The following is a 25,530-nucleotide window of genomic DNA, read 5'->3' as shown; positions in this document are numbered from 1 at the left end:
GCCGCCGCGGCGGCGCGGCAGGCCGCCGCCGAGAGCGCCCGCTACGGACAGCAGGCGGGTGCCGCGGCGGCGGCCGGCAAGGGCTTCGCCGCCACGCCGGTCACGGCCGCGCCAGCGGAACCGCCGCTGGGCAGTGGCGGCGCCGGGACGGCCGTGCGGGAGGCATACGCCCAGCTCGGGAAGCCGTACGTGTGGGGGGCGGAGGGACCGGGCACCTTCGACTGCTCCGGCCTGACCCAGTGGGTGTGGCGGAAGGCAGGTGTCGCCCTCAGCCACTACACGGGCTCGCAGTGGAACGAGGGGCGGCGGGTGAGCCGTGCCGAGCTGGTCGCCGGTGACCTGGTCTTCTTCCACGCCGACATCGACCACGTCGGCATCTACGTGGGAAGCGGAAAGATGATCAACGCGCCGCGGACCGGCGAGGTGGTACGGGTCGAGGACGTCTGGTGGTCGAGCTTCCAGGGTGGAGTGCGACCGGGTGCGTGAGTCCGCCCCGGAGCTGGCCGGGTCCGCCGGCCCTGGGGCGGCCGAGCCGCTGGCCGGTAGCTGAAGGCCGCCGGCGCGAGCCCAGGGCGGACGGAGGGATCAGCGGTCGACGTAGACGAGCGCCGCCGTGCTGCGGCTGATCTCCGCGTCGGTCTGGCCGTTGGGGGTCATGATCCGGATCAGATCGCCGCGGGAACCCGGCATCACCTGGGCGCCCGGCACGATGGCGGCGTCCTGCAGGCGACGCATGGCCGACTCGTCGGTCTGCAGCCGTTCGGAGATCCAGCTCACCGTCACCGGCTGGCCGCCGTTGGCCGGGGCGCGGTCGGCGGAGGCGAGCAGGCTGACCGGCGCGGTGGCCGGGCGTGTCTGCTCCGGGTGCTGCGCGGGCGGGATCTCGTTGCCGAACGGGCAGCGCTTCGGATCGCCCAGCAGGACCGTCAGCCGCGCCTCGACCTCGTCGGAGATCACGTGCTCCCAGCGGCACGCCTCGTTGTGTACCAAGGCCCAGTCCAGCCCGATGACCTTCGTGAGGAGCAGCTCCGCCAGCCGATGCTTGCGCATGACGGCGGTGGCGCGCATCAGGCCTTTCTCGGTGAACTGGACGGTACGGTCATCGGCGAGGGACACGAGGCCCTCGTTGGCCAGGCGAGCCGTCGACTCGCTGGCGGCAGGCGCGCTCACGTGCAGCCGTTCCACGAGGCGCGCGCGTAGCGGGGGGATGCCCTCTTCCCTCAGTTCATACAGGGTGCGGAGGTACATCTCGGTACTGTCGATCAGTCCAGTCACCGGTCTCCTTCGTCCACTCCAGAGTACGCCGCGCCCGTGAAATGCAAGTGCCATGTGTCCCGTGGCGGCTGTGTCCGTCGGACCACCGTGGGCGTCCGTGGCGACACCCCGAGCGGCGCCCGTCACGGGCCGCCGCAAGTCGGACCGCGCCCGGCTCGCCCGCGCCGGGCACGCCGGGCACGGCACTAGAATCGCCAGCATGAGCACGACTCAGATCGCACCTGAGACGTCGGACACCCGCACCAACGAGGGTGACGACCACTCCCACTACGCCCGCCGCGAGGAGATCGTCCGCGCGTCGATCGAGGGCGGCCGGGTCACCGCGCTGTGCGGCTACAAGTTCGAACCCGTCCGGGACCCCTCGCGGTTCCCGATCTGCCCGAAATGCAAGGAACTTGTCGAGATAGCCCAGCAGTTCGGCTGACCGGCGGTCCGCGCTGCCGGACGCCGCCTCGGCGGCTCCCGGGGGAGTGATTCTCCGGGAGGCTGCCGCCCGCGCCCCCATGGCCGTACGATCAGCCGCAGTGGCGTCCCGGGTACTCTCGATCGTCGAGAGGCACCGGGCCCGGTGCGCCCGAGCCACCTCAGCACGTCACGACGTGGTCGTTTCCACCTCGTCCCATGCCCCAGTAGCTCAGTGGATAGAGCGACCGCCTCCTAAGCGGTAGGCCGTAGGTCCGATTCCTACCTGGGGCACTTTCTCCCGTGGCGTACGCGTTCGCCGCGGTGGACCGCGGTCCGGCGTGTGCCGGTGCGTGACCTGCGAGCGCGCGGTGTGGCGTAACGTGGGAAAAATCCGGCGATCCGCCGGTCGCTCCGGGTCGTCCTGACGTGGGACCGGGCGTCGCGGAGCGCGGGGTCGGGATGACAGGCCCGGTGCGACGAGCGGAGCGGTCCGGCGAGGACCCGGCCTCCGCGGCTGGTGTTCCGCCCGGCTGGTGATGCCGGGACGCGGCGGGACGTGCGATGAGATTCGACGGTGACGCGGTGAGGATCTCGGGCAGGCGGCGGGATAGTCGACGATCGTCGTACACATGGCGCAACCGCCCCGCCCGATGCCGGCCTCGACACCGGCGACGCGGCGGCGGACGGTTCGGCGCCGCGGGCGTTCGCCCGCCCGGATTGACGATCATGGAGAGTGCCTCGTGACCCAGGCCAATCCCGCATACAGCGTCACGGTTCGCGTGCCGGGCACGGCGCGGCAGGTCATCGACGCGGTGGTCGCGGCGGCTCCCGGGGCCATCACCTGCTACGCCGACGAACCGGACCCGGCCGGCAGGCGGATCACCCTCGACGCGGACAGCGCAGCGACACTGACCTGGCTCATCCACGCCCTGCGCAGCCGGCTGGGCGCGGACCTGCTGCAGACGGAGGACCCGGTGTTCGTCGTCGCGTCCACCGGCAAGCTCACCCAGTCCCTGTGCGCGTCCGTCATCACCGGCCACGACCTCGCGCTGCTCGACGCGGACGCCGACCGCCGGGTCATCCGCCACCTGGCCAGCCACCCCACGCACACCGACCTGTTCACCGGGCGGCCGCGCCGGGTGGCCCTGCTCACCGATGCCAGTGCCGTGCTCGACTTCGAGCCGCTCACCGCCGAGGCGGCCCTGCCGGCGGTCGAGTCGCAGGCGGTGCACCTGCACCGGGCGACAGGGCTCGACGTCATCCCGATGCCGATCGCCGCGCGGGACGCCGCCGATCTGGGGCTCGCGATCGGGATGATCGCCCCCGGCTTCGCGGCGACGGTGCTGGTCCACACGCATGTCAGCCACATCGACGCGGTGCGCGCCGCGCCGGCGGCCGCCGGCGCCACGCCGTTGCTCGACACACTGAACGACGGCCTCGCCGTGGCGGCGACCGCCGCCGCGCTCAGCCATCTGCTCGCCCGTGGCCTGCCGCCCGGGCGGGCCCGGGTGGTCGTCGTCGATCCCGCCCGCGGCGGCGACCTCGCTGGCCTGCTGCTCGCCGCCGGCATCCGTGACCTGACCCTCTACGACCCGCTCAGCTACGGGATCCAGCCGCTTCACCAGCTCGCCAACGAGCTTGACCTGGTCGTCGACCTGATCGGCCTGGCCTCCCCGCCGCGGGGAGCGCCCGTGCTGCGCATCCGGCCGGAGACCCCGCCGCCGCTGGCCTCGGCGACCTCCGGACCCCGGCCGCTGCACGCGCTGCCGGGCCTGCTACGCGCCGCTGTCCGCGCCCACCGGGCGGTCACGATGGCGGCCCGGCTGGCCGCCGTGCGGGCGCTGGTGGATCTCACCCCGCCCGGCGGGCTGCTGCCGCCGCTCGACCACCCGCGCCTGACGCCGGCCGTCGCCGAGGCGGCGACCCGGGCGCTCGCGGAGGACTGACCTCCGTTCACCGGGTCTGTCGCGTCACCGGGTCTGTCGCGGCGGCCGGCGATGCCCGGCAGGACAGTCGCGCATGTGTCGGACCGCCGACAGAGTTGGTGCCGGAAAGGCCGCCTGCCGTTTCGGTTTCCCGCCGCTCCCACGCCGCCGCCGATCGCGCGCCGTTGCACCCCGGTCCACGCGGCGGTCCGCCGACGGGACGGGCCTCATGCACCTTCGGTATTCGGGCCCGTGTCAGTAATCCACGGCCCCGCGGCGCGGCACGGTCTTTCCCAGGCCTGGGCCATGTGGCCGACAGGTGGCGTGGCGGTAGGCGACGGCTGAAATTCCGGTAACGAGGTGCCCCGTATTGTCGCGCCCTCGCGCCCGGCATTCCGGTGCCGGCCGGAGATCCGGCTCACCTCGGCCGGCGGCGGGGTGGCGGGGCTCACCGCCGGGACGTTCTGCGGACACGCGCTCCCCGCGGCGCGGGCGCTCCCCAGCCGTGGAAGTCCGTGGGCGGAGGGTGCGGTCCCCGCCGGCGCGCTCGGCGGGGACCGGGCCGTTCAGACCCGGCGTTCAGTCGGTCCCAGCTGGCACGAGCTCAAGCAGCGCCTGGGCGGCGAGCTCGTAGCCAAGCGCTCCCAGGCCCACGACCACCCCCCGTGCGAGTGCCGAGAGAATCGACTCGTGCCGGAATGTCTCGCGTGCCCAGACATTCGACAGATGGACTTCGATCCACGGATTCGGATAGTTCGCCAGGGCGTCCCGCAGGCTCCAGCCGTACATCATGAGCGCGCCCGGGTTGACTATCGCGCCGACCGAATCATAGTTATCCTGTATCGCATGGATGAGTTCGCCCTCGGACTCGCGCTGGACCGAAACCAGTTTCCAGCCGCGGTCGGCGATCCGGGTGGCGACGGCGGATTCGATGTCCGCGAGGGTGGCCGTGCCGTAGACCTCTGGCTGGCGGCGGCCCAGTATGCCCAGGTTCGGGCCGTTCAGAAGAAGGAGCGTGCTCACCGGACCTCATCATCGCTGTAGCCAAGGGGCCCGGTCGGCCGGCGCCCTGTCGGGCACAATATCGCAGTTACGCTGGGGGTCGCTGCCGGGCGATGGGCGGTAAAATCCCAGCGTGGGTGGGTCTCGGCAGGATGCTCATGGTGCAATCATTGTCATGTTGTTGTTCATTGCGTGATCGGGTCCGGGTGACGGCAGGCTGTCTCAGGGCGTTGCGGTACCGTCCGTCGCGCATGCACTCGTGCGGATTCTTCGGGCAACCCAGGGTAATGAACCGTCGACGACCGGGATCCTCGCGCGAACCTATCGTCACGTAAGAAAAGGGTGGGGACCATGAGCGGTGGAGCGCGACGCGCACCGGAGCTGCCGGCTTGGCCGCAGTACTCCGACGAGGAGCGCGACGGTCTGATCCGGGCCCTGGAGCAGGGCCAGTGGTGGCGCATGGGCGGAAGTGAGGTCGACAGCTTCGAGCGTGAATTCGCCGCCTATCACGGCGCCGACTACGCCCTGGCCGTCACGAACGGGACCCACGCCCTGGAGCTTGCTCTGCAGGTACTCGGTGTCGGGCCGGGCACGGAGGTCATCGTCCCGGGGTTCACGTTCATCTCGTCCTCCCAGGCCGCGCAGCGTCTCGGCGCCGTGGCGGTACCGGTCGACGTCGACCTGGACACCTACTGCATCGATCCCGCCGCGGCCGCCGCCGCCGTGACGCCCCGCACCAAGGCGATCATGCCGGTGCACATGGCCGGCCAGATCGCGGACATGGATGCGCTGGCCAAGCTGTCGGCCGACACCGGCATCCCGATCATCCAGGACGCCGCGCACGCCCACGGTGCCCAGTGGCAGGGCCGCAAGGTCGGCGAGCTCGGCTCCGTGGCCGCGTTCAGCTTCCAGAACGGCAAGCTCATGACGGCCGGTGAGGGCGGCGCCGTCACGTTCCCGGACGCGGAGCTGCACGAACTCGCCTTCCTGCGGCACAGCTGCGGGCGCCCCCGCACCGACCGCCGGTACTTCCACCAGACCTCCGGCTCGAACTTCCGGCTCAACGAGTTCTCCGCCTCGGTCCTGCGGGCCCAGCTCGGCCGGCTCGCCGGCCAGATCGACACCCGCGAGCAGCGCTGGCCGGTGCTCGCCGACGCGCTCGCGGCCATCCCGGGTGTCGTTCCCCAGGGCCGCGACGAGCGTTGTGACCGCAAGCCGCACTACATGGCGATGTTCCGGGTCCCCGGCCTCGGTGAGGAGCGCCGCAACGCCCTCGTCGACGCGCTTGTCGAGCGTGGGCTGCCCGCCTTCGCCGCGTTCCGCGCGATCTACCGCTCCAACGGCTTCTGGGAGACCGGCGCCCCGGACGAGACGGTCGACGACATCGCGCGGCGCTGCCCGAACACCGAGGCGCTCAGCGCCGACGGCATCTGGCTGCACCACCGCACCCTGCTGGGCACCGAGGAGCAGATGCACGAGGTCGCGGCCGTCGTGGCCGACACCATGGCGGCCCAGTGACCGACGGCGGGCCCGTGACCACGGGGGGGCCAGTGGCCGGGTCGACACCGATCCGGGTCGCCGTCGTCGGCCTCGGCTGGGCCGGGCGGTCGATCTGGCTGCCCCGGCTGCGGGAGCATCGGCGCTTCACGGTGATCGCGGCGGTGGATCCCGACCCCACCGCGCGCGCTGCCGTCGCCGGGGAGGATCCAGACCTGGCGGTCGTCGCCGACGTGGCCGAGCTCGGCGCGGTCCGGCCCGACCTCGCTGTCGTGGCGGTGCCCAACCACCGGCACGCCGACATCGCCGAGCGGCTGCTGAGCGCCGGCGTCCCGGTGTTCCTGGAGAAGCCGGTGTGCCTCAGCTCGGCGGAAGCCGACCGGCTGGCCGTCGCGGAGCGAGCGGGCGACGTCACCCTGCTGGCCGGCAGCGCGGCCCGCTACCGGGCCGACGTCAGTCGGCTCTACGAGGTCGCGGCGGGTCTCGGCGCGATCCGCCACGTCGACCTCGCCTGGGTCCGCGCCCGCGGCATCCCGGACGCGGGCGGCTGGTTCACCCGCCGCGAGCAGTCCGGCGGCGGCGCGCTGGTCGACCTCGGCTGGCATCTTCTCGACACGCTCACTCCGCTGCTCGGCAGCGTCCACTTCCACCAGGTCGTCGGCACGACGTCGGACGACTTCGTCAGCGACGGCGCGTGGGCCGCCTCCTGGCGCCACGGTGACGAGGAGGACCAGGCGGCGGAGCAGGGACCGGCAGGTGTCCGGACCGCCCGCGCGGGAGGCGACGTCGAGGACACCGTGCGTGGCTTCCTGGTGACCGAACAGGGCACCTCGGTCGCGCTGCGGGCGAGCTGGGCCTCGCACGAGGCCCGCGACATCACCGCGATCCGCGTCGAGGGCACAGCCGGAACCGCCTCGCTGACCTGCACGTTCGGTTTCGGGCCGAACCGGCAGGACCGCTCGGCCCTGACCGTCACCCGTACCGGTCAGACCACCGCGGTCGACCTGCCCGAGGAACCCATCGGGACCGAGTACCGGCGCCAGCTCGACGAGCTGCCGGCGATGCTCGCCGACCCGGCCTTCCGGGGACGCGCGATCGCCGAGGTCCGCCCGACCATCGCCGCGATCGAACGGCTCTACGACTCCGCCCGTTCGCACCGGGCGGCATCCGCCCTCGTCCCCGCGGGCCGATGACGCCCCGCCGACAAGTCACCGAGGTCCTACGCGTTGAGCCCGGAGGGGCATGTGGGTACGGAACCTGACGGCAACCGCGCGGACGGTGGCTTCGGCCCGCCCGAGACCGTGCAGGCCCGGCTGGTCGCGGCCGGTGGGATCCGCCGGCGGACGGTGATCTTCGATCTCGACGGCGTCCTCGTGGACAGCTTCGGCGTCATGCGCCAGGCCTTCACGATCGCCTACGCCGAGGTCGTCGGCCCGGGCGAGCCGCCGTTCGAGGAGTACGAGCGTCACCTGGGGCGCTACTTCCCCGACATCATGCGAATCATGAATCTGCCGCTGGAGATGGAGGAGCCGTTCGTCCGGGAGAGCTACCGGCTCGCCCGCGAGGTCGTCCTCTTCGACGGCGTCGCGGACATGCTGCGCACGCTGCGGGAGCGCGGCTACGGGCTGGCGGTCGCCACCGGCAAGGCCGGCCCGAGGGCCCGCCATCTGCTCGGCGAGCTCGGTGTGCTGGGGCTGTTCGACCATGTGCTCGGCTCCGATGAGATCCCCCGGCCCAAGCCCGCACCCGACATCGTGCTGCGGGCGCTTGACCTGCTCGGCGCGGAACCCGGCGAGGCGATGATGATCGGGGACGCGGTCGCGGACCTCGACAGCGCCCGCGGTGCCGGGGTCATGGCCGTCGCCGCGCTGTGGGGAGAGACCGACGGTGTCGAGCTGATCGCCGCCGAGCCGGACGCGATTCTGCACCGGCCGGCGGACCTGCTCGCGCTGCTCGGTGAGTCGCCGGCGGGGTTCGGCCCCGGATCGGCGGACGGCTCCACGCGGCCCGCGCCGGATGTTCCGGCCGCACGCTCGGATGGTTCCCCCGTGCCGCCCACCGCGGTCGCGACGGCCGCCGTGCCACCGGCCGGTCTGGCGCCGCCGGTCGCCGCCGGGGCGCCGGTCGCCGGTGGGGTCCTCTCCGGCGACTGACACCCCGGAGCGACGCCTCGGACTGACGCACCTGTCGGCAGCTGCGTCCCTGGCAGCCCAGCCCCTGGCCGGCGACGCCCGCGCCCCGGCCAGGGAGTTCGACCACCGGGGGAGACTGGCCGGGTGGGGCGACGGGTCAGCCGGCTGGGACGTGGGCGGGCCGGAGGGCCTGGCGGGCGAGCAGGGTCGCGCCCGCGAGGGACGACAGGCCGCCGAGGACCGCCGCGCGCACCGGCGCCGGCGGATGGCCGGGCCGCGCGAGCCCACGGGCATGCTCGGCCACGGCGTCGGTGAACCCGGGCAGCCCGTCGGCGAACCCGCCGCCCACCACGGCCAGCGCCGGGTGCAGCAGCTCGGTGAGGCTGACCACGGCGACCGCCACCGCCGCCGCGCTCTCCCGCACCGCCCGCACCGCCCAGTCGGCGCCGTCCACCCAGCCCGCGCGCAGCTCGACGAAGTCCACGCCCCGCACGCCGCCCTCGCCGCCGCGCTCGACGTCGGCAGCGGTGACAGCGGTGGCGGCGGTGACAGCGGTGGCGGCCCGGTGGCGGGCGGCGCGGCGCAGGGTGGCGGGGCCGCTGGCGATGGCCTGCACGCAGCCGCGCCGCCCGCAGCCGCACGGCGGGCCGTCCATGGCGATCACCATGTGTCCCACCTCGGCCGAGCCGCGGCCGGGCCCTGGGCAGGGCCGACCGGCCAGCACGATCCCGCCGCCCACCCCGGTGCCGACGCCGATGTAGACGACGTCCGGGCAGCCGGCGGCCGAGGCCTCCGCGAGCGCGGCGACGTCGCCGTCGTCGGCATGAGCGATCGTGGCGCCCGGCACCAGCCCGCGCAGCGTGTCGGCGAACCGAAGCCCGGTCCAGCTCGGCCGGCCCGGCCAGGTGGTCACCAAGCCCGCCGCGTCGACGGTCCCCGGCATCGCGACGCCGACGGCCTCCACCGGACCGGCCCAGCGGACCAGCAGGGCGGCGACGTGCTCGGCGAGGTCCTCGACGTCGCGCGCCGCCGGTGCGGCCGGCTGCCAACGCAGGGTCGCCTCGACCGGTGCGGGTGCGGGCGCGGGCGCGGCGGGTTCGATCCGCAGGGCGACCTTGGTGCCGCCGATGTCGATGCCGAGCACCCCGGCGACACCGGCGCCGACAGCGGGCGGCAGGGCGGTGGATGACACGGTGGGACTCCTCTCGCCGCCGGTCAGGCGCGCTGCGCGGGGATGAGACCGAAGAACGAGCGGTACAGGTCGAGCTGCTCGGCGAGCATGTGGATGCCGGGATGGGTGGGTAGCCCGAGGGTGGCGGCGGCGGCCAGCAGCCGGGTGCGCGCGGGCTTCATGATGATGTCCGCGACCACGCAGCCGGCGGGCAGCGCGTCGGGCGGGAAGGGCAGCGGGTCGTCGGGGCGCAGGCCGAGCGGTGTCGCGTTGACCGCCAGATCCGCGTCGCCCAGCACCGGTGCGGCGGCGGCGACGGTGCGTCCCGGCCAGTGCGCGTCCAGCCGGGCGACGAGGTCCGCGCACTTGTCCTGGTCCGGGTCGTGGATGGCCAGCGGGCCGCAGCCGGCCTCGAGCAGCGCGACCGCGATCGCGCTGCCGGCGCCGCCCGCGCCCAGGAGCGCGACCCGCGCGCCGCGCGGCGGGTGCCCGGCGGCGGTGAGGCCGCGGACGAAGCCGGCGCCGTCGAAGTTGTCCGCGCGCCAGCCGCCGGGAGCGCGGCGCAGCACGTTGGCGCTGCCGCTGATCGCGGCGGCGGTGCTGCGCTCACTGGCCAGGGTGCAGGCGGCGATCTTGTGCGGGATCGTGACGAGCACGCCGTCGAGGTTCCCGATCGCTTCCAGACCTTCCAGCACGGTGGCGAACCGCCGTGGGTGGGCCTGCACGGGGATCAGGACGGCGTCCATCGCGAGCCGAGCGAACAGCGGGTTGAGCAGCGCGGGCGCCTGGACCTGGGTGACCGGGTCGCCGATCACCGCGTACAGCCTGGTGGTGCCGCTGATCGGTAGCGCGGTGGGCGTGGTGGGGGGCGCGGTCACGCCGCGTCCTGGCGGGGCATCGCGGCGAGCGTCGAGAGCACGACCCGCTCGTCGACATCGGGGACCAGCTCGGGACCGTTCGCGCCGTCGAGCACGAACGTCAGCCCGGTGTTCGTCGACTTCTTGTCCAGCCGCATCACGGCGACGAGGTCGGCCGCCCCGGCGCCGGCTGGCAGGGCTGTGGGCAGGCCGTAGCCCCGCACGACGTCGAGGTGCTCGGCGACCCGGTCGGGCCCGATCCGGCCGAGGGCGCCCGCGAGCTGACCGGCGAACACGGTACCGACGGCCACCGCCTCGCCGTGGCGCAGCGCGTAGTCGGTGACCCGTTCCAGCGCGTGGCCGAGGGTGTGCCCGTAGTTGAGGATGTGGCGCAGGCTCGCGTCGCGCTCGTCGCGGGCGACGACGGCGGCCTTGAGCGCGACGCTGGCCGCGATCTGCTCGGCGACCGGGCGTCCCAGCAGGTCGGGAGCGCCGATGAAGTGCGCTCGGGCGATCTCGCCGTAGCCGTTGATCCACTCCCGGCGGGGCAGAGTGGCCAGCAGGTCGGTGTCGCACAGGACGGCGCTCGGCTGCCAGTAGGCCCCGACGAGGTTCTTGCCGGCGGACAGGTTCACCGCGGTCTTCCCGCCGACGCTCGCGTCCACCTGGGCGAGCAGGGACGTCGGCAGATGGATGACGGCGACGCCGCGGTGGTAGAGCGCGGCCGCGAGCCCGACGACGTCGGTCGTCGTGCCGCCGCCGCAGGAGATGACCACGTCGGACCGGGTCAGCCCGAAGTCGGTGAACTGCCCGCACAGCGCCTCGACGTTCGCGAGCGTCTTGTCCGCCTCGCCGTCGCGGGCGGGCAGTCGCAGCGCTGGCACTCGCGGATCCGGCACGGTGTCCAGGGGACGGGCGGAGACGATGACCGCGCGCCGGGCCCCGGTCCGGGCGACGATCTCGGGCAGGACCCGGCGTACCCCCGGGCCGATCTCGACCGGGTAGGAGCGTGCGCCGAGGTCGACCAGGACGCGGTGATGGTCCGGGCCGAGGCGTTCGATCGAGCTGAGTGGCTGCCCCACTGTCGGCATCGACAGCCATCCTTTCGGTTGTGGTCGTGACAGGCGCCATGCGGACGGCCGACCCGCCGGGCAATCGCGCGGGCGGGCACCCGCCCGCGCGGTGACGCCCGGGTTGCCCGGCCGCGTCCAGTCTGCCGGGAGCGGTGCCGCCTGCCCTCACCAGGGGCGCCTGATCCGATCTGGTGACCCTGGTGGCGGCCGCGCACGCCCCGCGACGAAGGTCCGCGCACGTCCTATACGTCGTCGCCGCTGTGACGCAGGCCATACGGGGGGCGCTTTCGGGGAACTGTGATGTTCCATATGTCCGCTTTTGGCGTGGTGTTCGGGACGCCGCCGCGGATCTGCGTCAGGCTCGACGAGAACGGGTCGGTCCGCGGGCCGACGCTGCGTCGGGAACGATCAGGACGAGCGGTAGTTCGTCCACTGAGGAGTCCGTCATGACCAGACCGACCGCCGCCAGTGCCGATTCCGGGCCGGCGCCGGCCGGGGCATCCGCCAGGGCATCGGTCGGGTCGGCGAAGGCGGGCGGCGGCGCGCCGGCCGGTTCCGACCCCCGGCGTCCGGGAAGCGCCACGGAAGGCGCGGAGCCGGTCGGGGCCGCCGCGCCGGGCACCGGGGCGGCGCCACATGCTCCGTATCCGGACGATGACCCCGGCCAGGCGATGGCCGATAGCCCGGAAGTGACCGCCGACGAACTGCCGGGAGCACGGGCGCTGTGGATTCTCGCGTTCACGTTCGCCGCCGTCGGGTTGTTCTTCCCGCTTTCCGGCCTGATCGCGATCGGTTGCGGCGCCCTGGCCTGGCGGCGGGGCAGCGGACGCGGCCGGGTGGCGACCTTCGTCGCGATCGCGACCACCCTCATCGGCGTCGTGCTGACCGTCGTGGTGCTGACCACCTGAGACCACCTGACCGGGCACGTCGCCCCTCGCCGGGCCGACCGCGCGAGACGACGGACGCGGGCACTTCCGCGCACAGGTGAGGCCGCCCAGCTCGGGGGGTGCCGGGCGGCCTCCTATTCATGATGACATTTGAACCGTCCCGGACACAAGCCAGCCGACCACTCGGGGCGTCGGCCCAGGTGGCAGGGGAAGGTCAGGCAGGCCAGGGTGCGCCGCGCTGCAACAGGTCGACTAGCAGGCCCGAGCCGCCGTCCAGGTAGGCCTGGGTGGGGCTGCCCGGATCCGGCTGGATCTGCTCGACCAGGGCACCACCGCGGCCCGCGCCGCGCAACGCGGCCGCCAGATCGTCGACCAGGTAGCCGATGGCGAACAGACCCTCGCCGCGAAGATCGAGCATCTCGCGCGCCAGTGACGGCTGGTGCCCCGGCTCGACCAGCTGGACGTGGCCCGCGCCGAGACGGCCGACAGCCACCCGGGCGCCGTCGAGGGCGATGGTCCGGTTACGGCGCAATGCCGGGCCGGACAGCGCCACCACCTGCCAGGAGTCGATGCCGAGGGCGACCGTGTAAAGCCCGCGGGCCAGGTCGAGGTCGGCGACGACGATGCCGAAGTGGTGAAAGGTCAGGTTGGCCAGGATCGAATCAACCGCGGCGAATCCCGTGCCCGGTCGCGGCGCGAGCGGGAATTGCCCGACGGGTGCCCGGCCGGTGGCGGAGATACCGCCCGCCCGCTCGGGCGCACGAGTGAGAAAGACCGATTCCGTTGACACGACGCCCCCTCCACGTCCCACCGGCATCGGGGGAGTTTGCCGATCGTATCGTCGTCCCCCGGCGCCGACTGCCGGCGGGGCGTGCACGGCGGCGGCCGTTCCACGCTACGGAGTTTGTTCCACGCGGCTGGTTGTTCCGCCCGGAGACGGTAGTTCCGCCGCGGCGCCCCCGCGGTCGACGATGATGCCTCCCATGCCGACTTTCATCGAGAAGCCGACCATCGTCGAGGCCGCCGGGAACCTGCCCAAAGTCATTCGTGAGTATGTGGGGGCGGTGAACACCGGCACCCGCGGACTGAGCATCGCGCACATGTCGAGCCCGGGCGGGTGGGCCGAGCCCGGCCAGCGCCCCGAGTTCGACGAGTACACGATCGTCCTGCGCGGGGCGGTCCTGGTGGAGCACGAAGGCGGAACCCTCGAGGTCGGAGCGGGTCAGGCGGTGCGCACGGCTGCCGGGGAGTGGGTGCGCTACAGCACGCCGGGACCCGACGGCGCCGACTACGTCTCCGTCTGCCTGCCGGGCTTCACCCCCGACACCGTCCACCGGGACGCGTGAGAGCCGCCCGGGCGGCGCGGCACCGTTCTGGCATCCATATCACGTTGTTGCGTGTACAACGTATTGTGGATGGATGAGCGGACCCGTCCCGGCCGTCGGTGTCGACCTGGAGGTCGTTGACGGGCGGGCGGCCGACGTGGGCGGCATCCCGGTGCGCCGCACCCTGCCCCGCCAGGGGCGGCGGACCGTCGGTGCCTGGTGCTTCGTCGACCAGATGGGCCCGCTGGCGGTCGGCCCGCGGCGCCCGGTCGAGATCGGGCCTCACCCGCACATCGGGCTCGCCACCGTGACCTGGCTGCTGTCCGGTGGGCTGGTGCACCGAGACAGCCTGGGCAGCAACCAGCCGCTGCGGCCCGGGGAACTCAACCTGATGACCGCCGGCAACGGCGTCGCCCACGCCGAGGCGTCCGAGGACGGCGACGGCCAGCTGCACGGCGTGCAGCTGTGGGTCGCCCAACCGGACCGCACCCGGCACGGCCCCGCCGACTTCGCCCACCACCCGCACCTGCCCGTCGCCGGCTTCGGCTCGGTCGAGGTGACGGTGCTGCTCGGCGAGCTGGGCGGCGCGGCCTCCCCGGCTCGCACCGACACGCCTCTGGTCGGAGCCGAGCTCGCCCTGCACGGCGGGGGCGGCGTGCTGCCGCTGCGGCGCGACTTCGAGTACGCCGTGATCGCCCTCGACGGGGCGGTGCGGATCGGCGCGAACGTCCTGGTCGCCGGCCAGCTGGGCTACCTGCGCCCCGGCCGGGAGGAGCTGCCGATCGGCACCGGGCCGGCCGTGGCCGGCGTTCCCGCCAGCGGCACGGGCGGCACGGGCGGCGCCGGTGGGCGTGGCGTGCGGGCGATGCTGCTCGGCGGCGAGCCGTTTCCCGAGCAGGTGGTCATGTGGTGGAACCTCGTCGCCCGTACCCGCGGCGAGATCGAGGCCGCCCGTGCCGACTGGACGGCGGGTGCCGAGCGGTTCGGCGCCGTCGCGACCCCGGCGGCCCGCGTCCCCGCACCTGTGCCGATGTGGGTCAGAGCCGGTTGACCTGCTCGGCGATCGTCTCGACGTCGGAGTACTTCATCCCGAGCAGGTCCGCCTGCTTCCAGCGCACGACCCCTCAGAATTCGGTACCGGTGTCAGGATACGGCCCGCCCAGCAGTGGCGCCCCGGCCCCACGCGGCCCCGGTCCGCGCCCCGCGATCAGAAGCTGACCGGCTCGCCGACCCCGCCGGCGCGACTGAGCAGCTCGTCGAGGTCGTACTCGTACCAGCGCCGCATCGGCTCCGGCGAGCTGCTGCGGCCCCACTCGTACATCCGGCGCTGCGACTCGAAGGAGCCGTCGTGCCAGCGGCGGAGCACGTCCCCGAGGCGCAGCGGGGTCGGCAGGAAGTCCGCGCCGCCGAGGAGCCCGGCCAGGCGCCCGACGGCGTCCGCCGCGGCGAGCCGACCCTCCTCCACGTCCACCATCACCCCGCTCAGCGCGGCGAACAGCGGCTGGAACTCCGGCAGGTCGGGGCAGAAGGTGCCCGGGTGCGGCGCGTCGAGCAGCCGGTCGAACAGCTCGCGGTCGCCCTTCTCCAGGTAGCCGAAGTACGTGCCGAGGATTCGGGCGATGCCCATGTTCCAGCCCATGAACCAGACCTTCGACCACGCCCGCCACAGGTCGAAGTCGCGGAACGAGACGTACGAGCCGTGCACGAGCTTGTCGTTGACGTCGAGGATGGTCTGGTTGAGGGCGTCGATGTGATTGAACCGCTCGGCGGAGAAGTCGTCGTCGTCGAGCGCGGCCAGCAGGGTCGGGGCGAAGGCGTAGATCACCTGCATCGTGTTGGCCATGCCGCGGGAGAACAGCGCGTCTATCGCACCGGCCGCGTGGCTCATCATCGCCCAGCGATCACCGACCGTGCGGCTGCTGGAGTACTGGGTGCGCCCGGTGGACACCCAGTCCCAGGCCGGCCGGGCGCCCGCGAACTGCCGCGCCACGCTGGGGAAACGGCTGAGGAAGTCGGCCCACTCCTGGTCGGCGGAGCGGCCCGGCTCCTTGGGGAAGCGCCGGGTGTCGAGGTTGAGCCCGACGCTGCACAGCGGGTTGGTGGCGCGCTGGTGGTTGTCGAACGGGATCACCCACAGCCAGCCGCCGTCGAAGATGTGGTGCAGGGTGCCCTGGTGCCACTCGGACGGCTGCCCGCTCGGGGTGGTGACCTCGTCGAACGGGGTCACGCCGACCATGTGTGTGAACAGCGTGCGGGAGCTCGTCCGGAACCGGCAGGGATCCTCGCGGAGTCCGAAGGTGGAGGCGAGCACGGAGTTGCGCCCGGACGCGTCGACGACGTACCGGACCCGCAGCCTGTCGCCGGACCGCGTCGTCAGCGTCGCCGCGTCGGCGCTGAACTCGACCTTCTCCACCCACGTCCGCTGGCGCGGCTCCGCTCCGTACCGGACCGCCGTATAGAACAGGTAGGAGTCGATGTCCTGGCGGTGCATGTGCATCTCCGGCCCGTTGGGGAACTCGGAGACGTTGCACTGGGTGACTTCCTCGGGGTTCTGGACGTGGCCTTCACGGTGGTACACGAAGCCGAAGTTGCGCTTGACGCCGCAGGCGGAGGTGACGTGCGAGCGCACTCCCTCGAAGCTGCTCACGTGGGCCAGCTCGGGGACGTCGAACCGCTCCGCCAGGAGTTTCAGCAGGTAGGTCGTTTCTCCAATCGTAGACTCGCCGAGCGCGAACCTGGGATGACTGCCGCTGTCCACGAGCACCACGCTGTGCCCGTGCCGGGCGAGGATGTTGGCCAGCGTCGAGCCGGCGATGCCGCTCCCCAGGATCGCAACCGAATAGTCGTATCCGCTCATGACGAGACCCCCTGATGGCTTCTCCACGGAGTGGGCCGGCCGCGTCCCCCGCGTCCCACAAAGATCGCAATTATCGCAACCGGTAGACAAATAACACTTAACCATCTCGACGGGGTGTGCGAACCATAAACGCCGCATCAATGCCACCCGGTCAGCGGGTGCCCGAAAAGGACCGATATACTCCGCTATATCGAAGACATGGCGAATTGGGTTCTTGTCATGAGAGATCGTCTTTGTTCGGCCCGCTCGCCGGGGGTGGCGGGGGGATCGTCGCCGGCGCCGCGGGCTGCCTGTCCCGGGTGGGCGCGGACGCACCGCCGGCCTGTCGGATCTCGACCAGGCGGACGGATCGCCAGTTGACCAGCATGGTTCGGCCGTCGGCCAGATGGAGCTGCTCGACCTCGCAGCGGAAGACCGCCTGGGCGACCCGTCGGCGCAGCTCCTCCGGATCGGTCCCCGCCGGCAGCGGATAGGGCTGCCCGTCGATCAGGATCTGCACTTCCACCGCCCAACAGTCGCACACGTGTTCGATCGTGGCAAGGTTGGGGGTGGCCGAGTGGGTGGCGCGCGGTCCGCGGCGGCCATCACGCGAGTGGGGAGGGGCGAGTGGCGGGAAAGGGACGAACGTGAGCGCCGTCGGCGCGGCGGGCGCGGGCGGCCCGCGCTCCCCGCTGGCCCGGGTCTTCGACGACGCTCTGGTCACCGCGGGCGCCCGGGCGGATCCCGGCGAGCGGGTGGCGGCCTTCGTGGACCTCGCCCGGCGCTACCAGGAGCCTGGGCGGCACTACCACACGCTGCGGCACGTGGCCGAGATGACGGCCGCCCTGCGGGTGCTGCTCGCCGCCGAGCGGCCTGCGCCCGCGGCCCGGTCCTCGCCCGAGGGTGCGACCGTCCATGCCTGCGTGCTCGCCGGCTACTTCCACGACGCCGTCCTCGTGCCGCGGCGGATCGACAACGAGCAGCGCTCCGCCCAGCTCGCGGTAGCGGTCCTCGAACGCCTGGGCTGTCCCGGGCAGGTGGGGGAGACGGTGGCACGCCTGGTGCTGGCCACCGCCGCGCACCGCTCGCACCAGCCGGACGAGGCGCTCGTCAACGACGCGGACCTGCGGATCCTGTCCCGGCACCCGGCCGCCTACGACCAGTACGTCCGCCGTGTCCGCCGCGAGTACGGGGGCCTCGACGACCAGGTGTGGCGGGCGGGGCGCGGCGCGGTCGTGCGCGCCCTGCTGAGCGGTCCCGTCTACGCGACGGCCTGGGCACGCCGTGCCTGGGAGCCCACGGCCCGGCTCAACCTGCTCCGCGAGCTCGACGCGCTCGGCTGACGCCACCGAGCGCCGGCGTCACCGCCGGCCCGGATGGTCGCCGGCAGCGGGGGGCGGGTACCGCCGCGCGCAGGCCGTCGCCAGCACACAGGTCAGCAGCAGGCCGCTGATGACCGGCCCGGCGCTGAAATCCGTCGGCGACGGTTGCAGCCCCGGCCACGTCACCGCGTAGAGGCCGAGCGAGCCGGCGGCGCCCGCCCCGGTCGTGGCGAGCCGGTAGCGGCGCAGGACGGGAACCCCGGCGACGCCGGCCGCGCCGCACGCGTGACCGAGCACGGCGACGGCGAGCAGGAGCCCGCCGGTGGTCCGGACCGCGGCGGCGGGCAGCCAGTCCAACAGCCGGGAGGCGCCGTCCCAGCCGTAGCGCTCACCCGGCGTGCCGGTCGGCGCCCCCGGCCAGACCAGCAGATGAACGAGCCCGTAGCAGAGCAGCATCGAGCCGGCGGCCGCGGCGGACAGCCGGCGCGCCGCGTCGGAGACGACGGGATGATCCCGAAGCCGGGAACCGCTCACGGGGTGTGCCGCCCCGATGTGGACGGCGGCGGAATGGTCGCGGACTCGACGGTGTCCATCTCCGCCGTCTCGAGCGGGGCGGTGGACGCGGGCGGGAGCGGACCGAGGAGCGGACAGGAGGTGGTGTCGTCGGTCGCGGTGAGGGCGGCGCGAGCGGTCGAGGCCGGGGGCCCGTCCAACGTCGCGACCGCGGCGAGGACACCCCCTTCCGGCGCGCAGGTGCGCGCCGGGCGGCTGCTCGGGGCCGCGCCGGGCGGGTGCTGCGGGGGTAGATGCCGTGCCGACGGGTGCGACGCCGGGCCAGGTCGACCCGGTGGTTGTTCCATGTGTGTCGGTGGGGCATCCGGGCGGGTGGTGCTGGGGCGAGGCGTCGTCCCGGGCGGCTCGGGCGCGTGCGACGGCCCGGAGGGCGGGGTGGACACGGCTCGGTGCGCCGCCGACGGGTGGGGCGCCAGCACCCGCGTCGTCGTGGTGCCGCGCGGCGCGGTCGGCGGGTCGGTGTGGCCGGTCGCGCCGGCGGCGGTGGCCGCGGCGAGGACGGCGGCGGCGAGCACCGGATCGAGCTCCGGCGGGACGGTGCGCAGGTCGAGCAGGCAGCAGCCGTGCTCGACGCGGCCGAGCACGGCGGGCTCACCGTGGCGCAGCGGTGCCGCCACGGCGGCGTCCAGTGCTACGGCCGCGCTGGGCAGTTCGGCGCCGATGGTGACGGGCCAGCGCCGATACCCGGTCTCGGCGCCGGCGGGGACGGCGGCGGCAGCGGCCCCGTCGTCCACGAACGCCCGTCCGGCCACGGCGGACGCGGCGATTCCGGCGCGGCGCAGCCAGGCCGCGAGCGTCTCGGCGCGCGCGGTCAGCCGCTCCGGATGGGCCCGCAGGGCGCGGCCCGTCGGCGAGTCGCCCTGGCGCAGCGTCGCCTCGAGCGCGGCGAGGGTGAGCTTGCCGGCTCGCAGCGCCCGGGACATGGGATGCCGCCGCATCCGGTCGATCAGGTCCGCGCGCCCGAACAGCAGGCCGCACTGCGGACCGCCGAGGAGTTTGTCGCCGCTGGCCGTGACCACGCCGACGCCCGCGTCCAGCCAGGTCGTCACGTCCGGCTCCGCGGCCAGCAACGGCTCGGGACGGAGCAGGCCGGAGCCGCAGTCGCCGACGAGCGGCACCGCGAAGTCGGCGCACAGCGCGGCGAGATCGCCGACGCCGGGCCGGTCGGTGAAGCCGACGACCTGGTAGCCGGCCGGGTGCACGCGGAGCACGAAGCCCGTCTCGGGCCCGATCGCGTCGGCGTAGTCGCCGAGGGTCGTGTGGTTGGTGGTGCCGACCTCGCGCAGCCGGGCTCCCGCGGCGACCAGGAGATCCGGCAGCCGGAATCCGTCGGTGGTCTCCAGCAGTTCGCCCCGGCTGACGACGATCTCCCGCTGGCCGGCGAGGGCCGCGGCGGACAGGGCGAGGGCCGCGGCGTTGTTGTTCACCACGTGTACCGCGGCCGCCGCCGGCACCGCGGCGGCCATGGCCGCGTGGGCCGTCCGCCCCCGGCGGTCCCGGCGGCCGGTGTGGAGATCGAGCTCCAGATCGGTCGTGCCGGCGGCCAGATCGACGGCCGCCCGGGCTGCCGCCGACAGGGGTGCCCGGCCGAGCGCGCCGTGCAGCAGTACCCCGGTGGCATTGATCACCGGGCGCAGCCCGGTCACGGTGCGGGCGAGCGCCACCGGCGCCGGTACCGGATCCTCGGCGGCGTCGGAGCGGGGAGGGGCCAGATCGTCAATCACTTCACGTAAATCTAGTGACGCAATCCGTGATGTCCATGCGGGTTGCCGTCCCGCGGATGTGTCTTCGTGTGTTCCTCTGAAATGTCCAGGTGGCGGCTTCCGGCGTGATGCGTGCCATCCGCCGGTCGGGTAGCCTCTCACCCCGAAGGGGAGTAGCCCCGCCGAGCGATGCAGCGTCGGCGCGCGGCCACGCCGATCCGCACCGGGTCGGCGGCGTGTGCGCCGGGCTGCCTCGAGCGGCCCGGTGCGTCGACATACTGGCGTCCGCTGGATCGGCCCGTCGCGGGCCGGGCCGTCGGCGCCCGGCGGCCGGGCCCGGCCGCGATGGTCGGGTGGGCGAGACCTTCGACACGGCAGCCATGCCGGGTCGAAGGCGTCTCCCCGCTCACGACCTGGCCCGATCGAGAGGTTCCGGCGTGAGTATCACCGCGGCATTAGTCACCTTCGGCGTCATCTTCCTCGCCGAACTACCCGACAAGACGATGGTCGCGAGCCTCGTGCTGGGAAGCCGGTTCCGGCCCCTGTACGTCTGGGTGGGAGTGGCGGCGGCGTTCGTCATCCACGTGACCGTGGCGGTGGCGGCGGGCAGTGCCTTCTCCCTGCTGCCGAACCGGCTCGTGGACGCGATCACGGCGCTGCTGTTCCTGGCCGGGGCCGTCCTCGTGCTCCGCGAGGGTCACCAGGACGGGGAACCAGCCGGGACGCAGGCCGGCGCCGCCGCGACGCCGGCCTCTCCGGAGGGGGCCGAGGCTCCCGCGCCCGGCCGCGCCACCGCCACCGCCACCCCGTTCTGGCGGGTGGCCGCCACCTCCTTCGGTGTCGTCTTCCTCGCCGAGCTCGGCGACCTCACCCAGATCTCGACGGCGAACCTGGCCGCCCGGTTCGACGCGCCTGTCGCCGTCTGGCTCGGCGCGGTGCTGGCGCTGTGGACCGTGGCCGGGCTTGCCATCGCCGGCGGGCGCGGGCTGCTGCGGCTGATACCGATCTCCATGATCACCCGGATCGCCGCGGCGGCGTTCCTCGTGCTCGCCGTCATCTCGGGGATCGAGGTGGTGCGCGGGTAGGCGGCGCCGCCGCCGAGCCGATCACCGGGCGGGACCGGACCGGGACGGCCAACGAGGGTCGTCAGTGGCGAAGACGAGCACGACGTCCGTGTCCGAGGAGAAGTCGACGAGACGGGACGCGGCGGGCAGCGGCGCGAGGGTGCGCCGCAGTTCCGCCGCCGCGCACCCCTCCGGTACCGCGACCACGTACCGCTCGTGGCGCTCGGGCGGCCGGTCGGCTCCGGCGCTGGTCGGCTCCGCGGCGGCGGGGTTCGCCCGCTCGGCGTGGGCGGGCTGGGCGTCCGCGGCCTCGGTCAGCGTCTGCGCGAGCCGGCGCGCCTCCTCCGGCCGCAGCCGCAGGACGGCCGGGGTGGCGCCGGGCGCCTGGGCGCCGAGCAGGACGAGCGGTCGCCGCGCCGTCATGCCGGGGGGCGGGCCGACGGAGACGGCCGCGCCCTCGGCGGTGTAGAGGTGGGTGGCGAGGTCGGCGGGAGGGACGGCGTCCGGGGGAACGACGTCACCGCGGGACCAGGGCGGGTTGATGTTCATGAACAGACGTTCTCATCGGACGACGTGTGATCCCATCCCGCCAGACGGGGAGAAGTCGGGGGGTAAGGCCGGCGATCGGCCCGGGAGGGTCGTGGCGAGCGAGCGGCCAGGGGGAGTCGGGTGTCGGTCCGGTGTGAGAAAGGCCGCTTCCCAGTGGGAATTCGGCGGGTGTGGGAGGGGCGTGGTCGGGGTAGGCCCGCAACGTCGCGCTTGCCAGGGGCACGACGCGTGGTGGGAGGCAGCCCGGCCGGCTTCTCGCGGCGCCCAGGCCGTCCGGTCGTCAGCGGAGCCATGGAGCCATGGAGCCAAGTGTTCGGGTCGAGGTGACCGGTCGAGACGCCATCGTCGTGCACCCGGTGGGTGACATCGACTACTCGTCGCTGGATCCCCTGCGGGAGGCACTGCTCGACGCCCGGGTCGCCGGCGTTCGGGACATCGTCGTGGACCTGGCGGAGGTCAGCTTCCTCGACTCCCAGGGGCTGGCGGTGATCCTGTTCGCCCACCAGCGCCAGCGATCGGCCGGCGGCCGGCTGGCGCTGCGCAACCTCAACGAGGACGGTTACCGGCTGCTCACCGTCACCAACCTGACCTCTGTCATCGACGTCGACCAGGGCGGCCCGGCGACGGCGTCCGGCGTGGCGAGCCGGCGCGGAGCATGACCTGACGATCCCGCCCCGCCGGGGACGGCGCGCCCGCGGTGACGGGCCGGCGAAGTCTCCCGCCCGGGCGGGGCGGCCGGGCTGGTCGGTCCGGGCGGGCTGGTCGGTCCGGGCGGGCTCAGTCGCGCGGCCCGCGCCCGCTCGGCTGGCCGGTCCAGTGGTAGGAGACGTCCCGGGAGTACTCGGTGAAGCCGAGGCCGGTGTACATCCGCACCGCCCGGTCGTTGTCCTCGTCGACGTAGAGCAGTACCGAGGCGAGTCCGTGGGCGCGCAGATGGCGCAGGCCGACGAGGGTCAACGCCCGGCCGAGCCCGGCCCCGCCCGCCCCGGGCAGCACGCCGATCACGTAGACCTCCCCGATGGGACCGCCCGCGGCGCCGGGCGGCGGCGTCGTGTCCACCTCGTGCACCTTGGTCCAGTGGAAGCCGACGAGGCGACCGTCACGCTCGGCGACGAAGAATCCCGCCGGGTCGAACCAGGGCTCGGCCTGGCGCAGGGCCAGATCGGCACGAGTCCACCGGCCCTGCTCGGGATGGTCGGCGAAGGCCGCGGCGTTGACCGCCAGCCAGCCCTCGTCGTCCCGGCCGGGGACGAAGGGGCGTACGTCGATGCCGGGCGGCAGCTCGGGCGCCGGCAGCGGCGGCCCGGCGTCGAGGGGACGGCGCAGCTGGAACAGCACCCGCGCGCGGGCGAAACCGAGCTGATCGGCGAGCACCGCCGCACCCGGGAGGTCGCCGTGCGCCCAGACGTCGAGCCGTGCGGGCGGCGAGCCGACCGCCTCGGTCAGCGCGCCGGCCAGGGCCCTCCCGATGCCGTGGCGTCGGTGCGCGGGATGCACGACGACCTCGGCCTGATGGTTGCCCATGCCCCCGCCGAGATGCGCGTAGCCGACGATCTCCCGCGGATCGTCGGCACCGGACAGCGCCGACGATCCGCCGGTGACCGTCCGCATGGCCAGCAGGTGACGGCCGGCGCCCACAGGCAGCCCCGGACGCAGGGCAAGACGGACGTCCTCGGACACCGGGCCGCAGCCGTCGGCCCGTTCCGCGGCCACGAGCAGACTCTCGACGCCGTCGACGTCGGCACCGCTGAGCGTCGACTGCCAGGTCAGGGAGGTCATGGTACGACCGTAGGGGGCGGGGAGCCCCGCTGTCGCGCCATCGACCCGCCCTGGCCGTGGCCCGGGCCGGTCCTAGACCCGCTCGGGAGTCCGCGTGTCCTCGCGGTTGACCCGGCCGCCCGATCCGCCGGGACCGTCCGCGAGCGGGGTGATCGGCGGCGCGACGAACTTGTAGCCGACGTGCCGGACCGTGCCGATCATGGCCTCGTGTTCGGGGCCGAGTTTCGCGCGCAGCCGGCGGACGTGGACGTCGACCGTCCGGGTGCCACCGTAGTAGTCGTAGCCCCACACCTCCTGGAGCAGCTGCGCCCGGGTGAAGACCCGGCCGGGGTGCTGGGCCAGGTACTTGAGCAGCTCGAACTCCTTGAAGGTGAGTTCGAGGGGGCGGCCGCGCAGCTTCGCCGAGTAGGTGGTCTCGTCCACCGACAGGTCGCCGGACCGGATGACACCGGCCTCGGCGGTGCCGCCGGCGGCGGCGACCCGACCGATGGCCAGTCGCAACCGGGCCTCGACCTCGGCGGGACCCGCGGAGTCGAGGACGACGTCGTCGACGCCCCAGTCCGCGGACACCGCGGCCAGGCCGCCCTCGGTGACCAGCGCCAGCAGCGGGGTCGTGAGCCCGGTGGTACGCAGCAGCCGGCACAGGCCACGGGCGATGACGAGCTCCCGGCGGCCGTCCACCGTGATCACGTCCACGGGCGGGGCGTCCAGCAGCGCGCTCGCCTCGAGCGGCGCGACTCGTACCGTGTGGGTGAGCAGACCAAGGGACGGAAACGACTCGGCGGAGGGACCGGGGGCGTTGGTGAGCAAAAGGACGACGCTCAAGACGACTCCTCCAGGCAGGTGTTGTGGTGGGGCAGCGTCGACCCGGTGAGTAACTCCAACCCCGGCACTGGGCGTCTCACGACCGTCATGGGCATGAAACGAAGGCCGGTATGTGGGGAGGATAGCGGAGTGTCCTACTCGGCTCCTACCGTCTACGGGCTACTACCTACCGCGGATTCTGAGATCCTGGCCACGAGTCACGATCCTAAGATCAACGATCTATACGGAGAGTCACGGGATCTGGCCGTTGTGGTGGCACACGGCTTCTCGGGATCGATGACGCGGCCCGCGTTACGCCGTGTATCGGCCGGGTTAAGGAAATATGCCGGCGTGCAGGTCATGGACCTGCGCGGGCATGGCCGATCCACGGGGTTCTGCACGTTCGGTGATCGTGAGGTGTTCGACGTCGACGCGGCGGTCGGGGCCGCCCGCCGGCTCGGCTATCAGCGCGTTGCCACCATTGGTTGGTCGATGGGTGGGGCCGCGGTGATCCGGCAGGCCGCGATGGTCAAGTCTGGTACGCTCTGTCACGGTCACCGCCTTCGTCATCCTCCGGACGCGGTGGTCAGCGTGAGCGCGACGAGCCGTTGGTTCGTGCGGGATACCAGGCCCATGCGTCGGATCCACTGGTTCGCGGAACACGCGACTGGCCGGATGGTGGCACGCGGAGTGTTACGTGTACGCATCGATTCGGGCGCTTTCGTGCCAATTCCGGCGTCTCCGCTGGACCTCATCGGATCGATTGCTCCAACGCCATTGCTGATCGTTCATGGATGCCGCGACCGGTATTTCACGCTCGATCATCCGCGGGCGCTCGCCGCGGCGGCGGGAGAGCAGGCACGGCTGTGGATCGAGCCCGAGTTCGGCCACGCCGAGGCCGGCCTGAACCCCGGTCTGCTGGACCGCATCGGCGCCGAGATCGTCAGCCTGACGGCACAGACCCGGCCGTCCGGACCGGCGGTGGCTCCCGAGACGGCGGTGCCACTCGCGAGGGCAGTGCCCCCCGACCCGGAGGCGAGGGTCGGATGACGGCCGAGTCCGAACCGGCGCCGCCGCGGGTCACCGTGCGGTACTGGGCCGCCGCGCGGGCCGCCGCCGGCGTGGCCGAGGAGACAGTCCCGGCCCGCACCCTCGCGGAGCTGTTCGTGATCGTCGCCGCCCGGCACGGTGGATCCCTGCCGGCGGTGCTGCGGCGCTGCTCCTACCTGGTGGACGACTGCCCGGTGGGTCGGCGGGACCCGGCCGGCGTCGTGCTGCCCGACGGTGCCGTCGTCGAGGCCCTGCCGCCGTTCGCCGGCGGCTGATCCGTGTTCGCGCGCCCGCCACCGGT

Annotated in this window: 27 protein-coding genes and 1 tRNA gene; 15 read left to right on the top strand and 13 right to left on the bottom strand. The window is 73.5% G+C overall.

Annotated elements, in window-relative coordinates:
• Positions 1-486, top strand: a 486-nt coding sequence (locus AC6EXY_RS28270) for a C40 family peptidase (RefSeq protein WP_499842435.1), incomplete at its 5' end; no start/stop codon positions are given.
• A 99-nt stretch (positions 487-585) separates the two neighbouring features.
• Here the strand turns inward: AC6EXY_RS28270 and AC6EXY_RS28265 are convergent.
• Entirely contained in the window at positions 586-1,275 is a 690-nt protein-coding gene (locus tag AC6EXY_RS28265) for a metal-dependent transcriptional regulator (RefSeq protein WP_101833354.1), read from the bottom strand.
• Positions 1,276-1,474: 199 nt separating this feature from the next.
• Between AC6EXY_RS28265 and AC6EXY_RS28260 the strand changes: the two genes are divergently transcribed.
• The 3 genes from AC6EXY_RS28260 (at position 1,475) to AC6EXY_RS28250 (ending at position 3,626) form a co-directional block, all read left to right on the top strand.
• Positions 1,475-1,699 (top strand): DUF3039 domain-containing protein, encoded by a 225-nt coding sequence (locus AC6EXY_RS28260; RefSeq protein WP_101833401.1) that lies wholly within the window; start codon positions 1,475-1,477, stop codon positions 1,697-1,699.
• A 199-nt stretch (positions 1,700-1,898) separates the two neighbouring features.
• Positions 1,899-1,971: transfer RNA gene (locus tag AC6EXY_RS28255), tRNA-Arg, on the top strand.
• Positions 1,972-2,420: 449 nt separating this feature from the next.
• A complete protein-coding gene (locus AC6EXY_RS28250) occupies positions 2,421-3,626 on the top strand; it encodes a malic enzyme-like protein (RefSeq protein WP_243407834.1) in 1,206 nt (401 codons plus the stop codon).
• A 558-nt stretch (positions 3,627-4,184) separates the two neighbouring features.
• Here AC6EXY_RS28250 and AC6EXY_RS28245 read toward each other — a convergent pair.
• Positions 4,185-4,628: a type II 3-dehydroquinate dehydratase gene (locus tag AC6EXY_RS28245; RefSeq protein ID WP_101833355.1), complete on the bottom strand. Its 444-nt coding sequence runs from the start codon at positions 4,626-4,628 to the stop codon at positions 4,185-4,187.
• Positions 4,629-4,958: 330 nt separating this feature from the next.
• On the opposite strand from AC6EXY_RS28245, the gene AC6EXY_RS28240 reads away from it, so the two are divergent.
• From AC6EXY_RS28240 to AC6EXY_RS28230, 3 genes are read left to right on the top strand one after another with little or no spacing between them, the layout of a single operon-like run.
• Positions 4,959-6,125 (top strand): DegT/DnrJ/EryC1/StrS family aminotransferase, encoded by a 1,167-nt coding sequence (locus AC6EXY_RS28240; RefSeq protein ID WP_101833356.1) that lies wholly within the window; start codon positions 4,959-4,961, stop codon positions 6,123-6,125.
• A 14-nt stretch (positions 6,126-6,139) separates the two neighbouring features.
• Positions 6,140-7,297 (top strand): Gfo/Idh/MocA family protein, encoded by a 1,158-nt coding sequence (locus tag AC6EXY_RS28235; RefSeq protein WP_243407835.1) that lies wholly within the window; start codon positions 6,140-6,142, stop codon positions 7,295-7,297.
• Between the two features lie 51 nt (positions 7,298-7,348).
• A complete protein-coding gene (locus tag AC6EXY_RS28230; RefSeq protein WP_341477253.1) occupies positions 7,349-8,257 on the top strand; it encodes an HAD-IA family hydrolase in 909 nt (302 codons plus the stop codon).
• Between the two features lie 136 nt (positions 8,258-8,393).
• Here AC6EXY_RS28230 and AC6EXY_RS28225 read toward each other — a convergent pair whose 3' ends face one another.
• Genes AC6EXY_RS28225 through AC6EXY_RS28215 form a run of 3 tightly spaced genes read right to left on the bottom strand, consistent with a single transcriptional unit; the run spans position 8,394 to position 11,355 of the window.
• Positions 8,394-9,428 carry an ROK family protein gene (locus AC6EXY_RS28225; protein WP_499818479.1) on the bottom strand — a complete coding sequence of 345 codons (1,035 nt, stop codon included), beginning with the start codon at positions 9,426-9,428 and terminating at the stop codon, positions 8,394-8,396.
• 23 nt (positions 9,429-9,451) lie between these two features.
• Positions 9,452-10,285, bottom strand: a complete 834-nt coding sequence (locus tag AC6EXY_RS28220; RefSeq protein WP_165818543.1) for a shikimate dehydrogenase family protein — start codon at positions 10,283-10,285, stop codon at positions 9,452-9,454.
• The gene (locus tag AC6EXY_RS28215) at positions 10,282-11,355 is read right to left on the bottom strand and encodes a 3-dehydroquinate synthase family protein (protein ID WP_499818480.1); all 1,074 of its coding nucleotides are present in this window, start codon (positions 11,353-11,355) and stop codon (positions 10,282-10,284) included. The genes AC6EXY_RS28220 and AC6EXY_RS28215 overlap by 4 nt, the downstream gene beginning before the upstream one ends.
• Before the next feature lie 428 nt (positions 11,356-11,783).
• On the opposite strand from AC6EXY_RS28215, the gene AC6EXY_RS28210 reads away from it, so the two are divergent.
• Entirely contained in the window at positions 11,784-12,245 is a 462-nt protein-coding gene (locus tag AC6EXY_RS28210) for a hypothetical protein (protein ID WP_101833358.1), read from the top strand.
• A gap of 193 nt (positions 12,246-12,438) precedes the next feature.
• Here AC6EXY_RS28210 and AC6EXY_RS28205 read toward each other — a convergent pair whose 3' ends face one another.
• Positions 12,439-13,014, bottom strand: a complete 576-nt coding sequence (locus tag AC6EXY_RS28205; RefSeq protein ID WP_243407837.1) for a VOC family protein — start codon at positions 13,012-13,014, stop codon at positions 12,439-12,441.
• Positions 13,015-13,207: 193 nt separating this feature from the next.
• Here AC6EXY_RS28205 and AC6EXY_RS28200 point away from each other — a divergent pair, with 193 nt between their 5' ends.
• Both AC6EXY_RS28200 and AC6EXY_RS28195 read left to right on the top strand, forming a co-directional pair.
• Positions 13,208-13,570, top strand: coding sequence for a cupin domain-containing protein (locus AC6EXY_RS28200; protein ID WP_101833360.1), 363 nt, complete (start codon positions 13,208-13,210; stop codon positions 13,568-13,570).
• Positions 13,571-13,643: 73 nt separating this feature from the next.
• Positions 13,644-14,600, top strand: a complete 957-nt coding sequence (locus tag AC6EXY_RS28195; protein WP_499818481.1) for a pirin family protein — start codon at positions 13,644-13,646, stop codon at positions 14,598-14,600.
• A 156-nt stretch (positions 14,601-14,756) separates the two neighbouring features.
• Here the strand turns inward: AC6EXY_RS28195 and AC6EXY_RS28190 are convergent, their stop codons facing one another.
• Together AC6EXY_RS28190 and AC6EXY_RS28185 are read right to left on the bottom strand one after the other, a co-directional pair.
• Positions 14,757-16,406, bottom strand: coding sequence for an NAD(P)/FAD-dependent oxidoreductase (locus AC6EXY_RS28190; protein WP_101833362.1), 1,650 nt, complete (start codon positions 16,404-16,406; stop codon positions 14,757-14,759).
• A 217-nt stretch (positions 16,407-16,623) separates the two neighbouring features.
• Positions 16,624-16,911: a hypothetical protein gene (locus AC6EXY_RS28185; protein ID WP_133150793.1), complete on the bottom strand. Its 288-nt coding sequence runs from the start codon at positions 16,909-16,911 to the stop codon at positions 16,624-16,626.
• A gap of 121 nt (positions 16,912-17,032) precedes the next feature.
• Between AC6EXY_RS28185 and AC6EXY_RS28180 the strand changes: the two genes are divergently transcribed.
• Entirely contained in the window at positions 17,033-17,728 is a 696-nt protein-coding gene (locus AC6EXY_RS28180; protein ID WP_101833364.1) for an HD domain-containing protein, read from the top strand.
• Positions 17,729-17,746: 18 nt separating this feature from the next.
• On the opposite strand, the gene AC6EXY_RS28175 is transcribed toward AC6EXY_RS28180, so the two are convergent.
• Both AC6EXY_RS28175 and selA read right to left on the bottom strand, forming a co-directional pair.
• Positions 17,747-18,241 (bottom strand): hypothetical protein, encoded by a 495-nt coding sequence (locus tag AC6EXY_RS28175; protein WP_101833365.1) that lies wholly within the window; start codon positions 18,239-18,241, stop codon positions 17,747-17,749.
• Entirely contained in the window at positions 18,238-20,004 is a 1,767-nt protein-coding gene (gene selA, locus AC6EXY_RS28170; RefSeq protein WP_499818482.1) for an L-seryl-tRNA(Sec) selenium transferase, read from the bottom strand. The genes AC6EXY_RS28175 and selA overlap by 4 nt, the downstream gene beginning before the upstream one ends.
• A 416-nt stretch (positions 20,005-20,420) precedes the next feature.
• On the opposite strand from selA, the gene AC6EXY_RS28165 reads away from it, so the two are divergent.
• Positions 20,421-21,068, top strand: coding sequence for a TMEM165/GDT1 family protein (locus AC6EXY_RS28165; RefSeq protein WP_207770444.1), 648 nt, complete (start codon positions 20,421-20,423; stop codon positions 21,066-21,068).
• A 21-nt stretch (positions 21,069-21,089) separates the two neighbouring features.
• On the opposite strand, the gene AC6EXY_RS28160 is transcribed toward AC6EXY_RS28165, so the two are convergent.
• Positions 21,090-21,596: a hypothetical protein gene (locus tag AC6EXY_RS28160; protein ID WP_101833366.1), complete on the bottom strand. Its 507-nt coding sequence runs from the start codon at positions 21,594-21,596 to the stop codon at positions 21,090-21,092.
• Positions 21,597-21,895: 299 nt separating this feature from the next.
• Between AC6EXY_RS28160 and AC6EXY_RS28155 the strand changes: the two genes are divergently transcribed.
• Positions 21,896-22,255, top strand: coding sequence for an STAS domain-containing protein (locus tag AC6EXY_RS28155; protein ID WP_101833367.1), 360 nt, complete (start codon positions 21,896-21,898; stop codon positions 22,253-22,255).
• 118 nt (positions 22,256-22,373) lie between these two features.
• On the opposite strand, the gene mshD is transcribed toward AC6EXY_RS28155, so the two are convergent.
• Both mshD and AC6EXY_RS28145 read right to left on the bottom strand, forming a co-directional pair.
• Positions 22,374-23,375 carry a mycothiol synthase gene (gene mshD / locus AC6EXY_RS28150; protein ID WP_499818483.1) on the bottom strand — a complete coding sequence of 334 codons (1,002 nt, stop codon included), beginning with the start codon at positions 23,373-23,375 and terminating at the stop codon, positions 22,374-22,376.
• A 72-nt stretch (positions 23,376-23,447) separates the two neighbouring features.
• The gene (locus AC6EXY_RS28145) at positions 23,448-24,200 is read right to left on the bottom strand and encodes a response regulator transcription factor (RefSeq protein ID WP_101833369.1); all 753 of its coding nucleotides are present in this window, start codon (positions 24,198-24,200) and stop codon (positions 23,448-23,450) included.
• 339 nt (positions 24,201-24,539) lie between these two features.
• Between AC6EXY_RS28145 and AC6EXY_RS28140 the strand changes: the two genes are divergently transcribed.
• Both AC6EXY_RS28140 and AC6EXY_RS28135 read left to right on the top strand, forming a co-directional pair.
• A complete protein-coding gene (locus AC6EXY_RS28140) occupies positions 24,540-25,229 on the top strand; it encodes an alpha/beta hydrolase (RefSeq protein WP_499818488.1) in 690 nt (229 codons plus the stop codon).
• Positions 25,226-25,504 carry a ubiquitin family protein gene (locus AC6EXY_RS28135; protein ID WP_101833370.1) on the top strand — a complete coding sequence of 93 codons (279 nt, stop codon included), beginning with the start codon at positions 25,226-25,228 and terminating at the stop codon, positions 25,502-25,504. Before AC6EXY_RS28140 ends, AC6EXY_RS28135 begins: the two co-directional genes overlap by 4 nt.
• Positions 25,505-25,530 lie beyond the last annotated feature (26 nt).

The sequence above is a fragment of the Frankia sp. RB5 genome (assembly GCF_059816245.1).
Note: the sequence above shows the minus strand (reverse complement) of the source record. Positions and strands in the feature narration are given on the sequence as shown.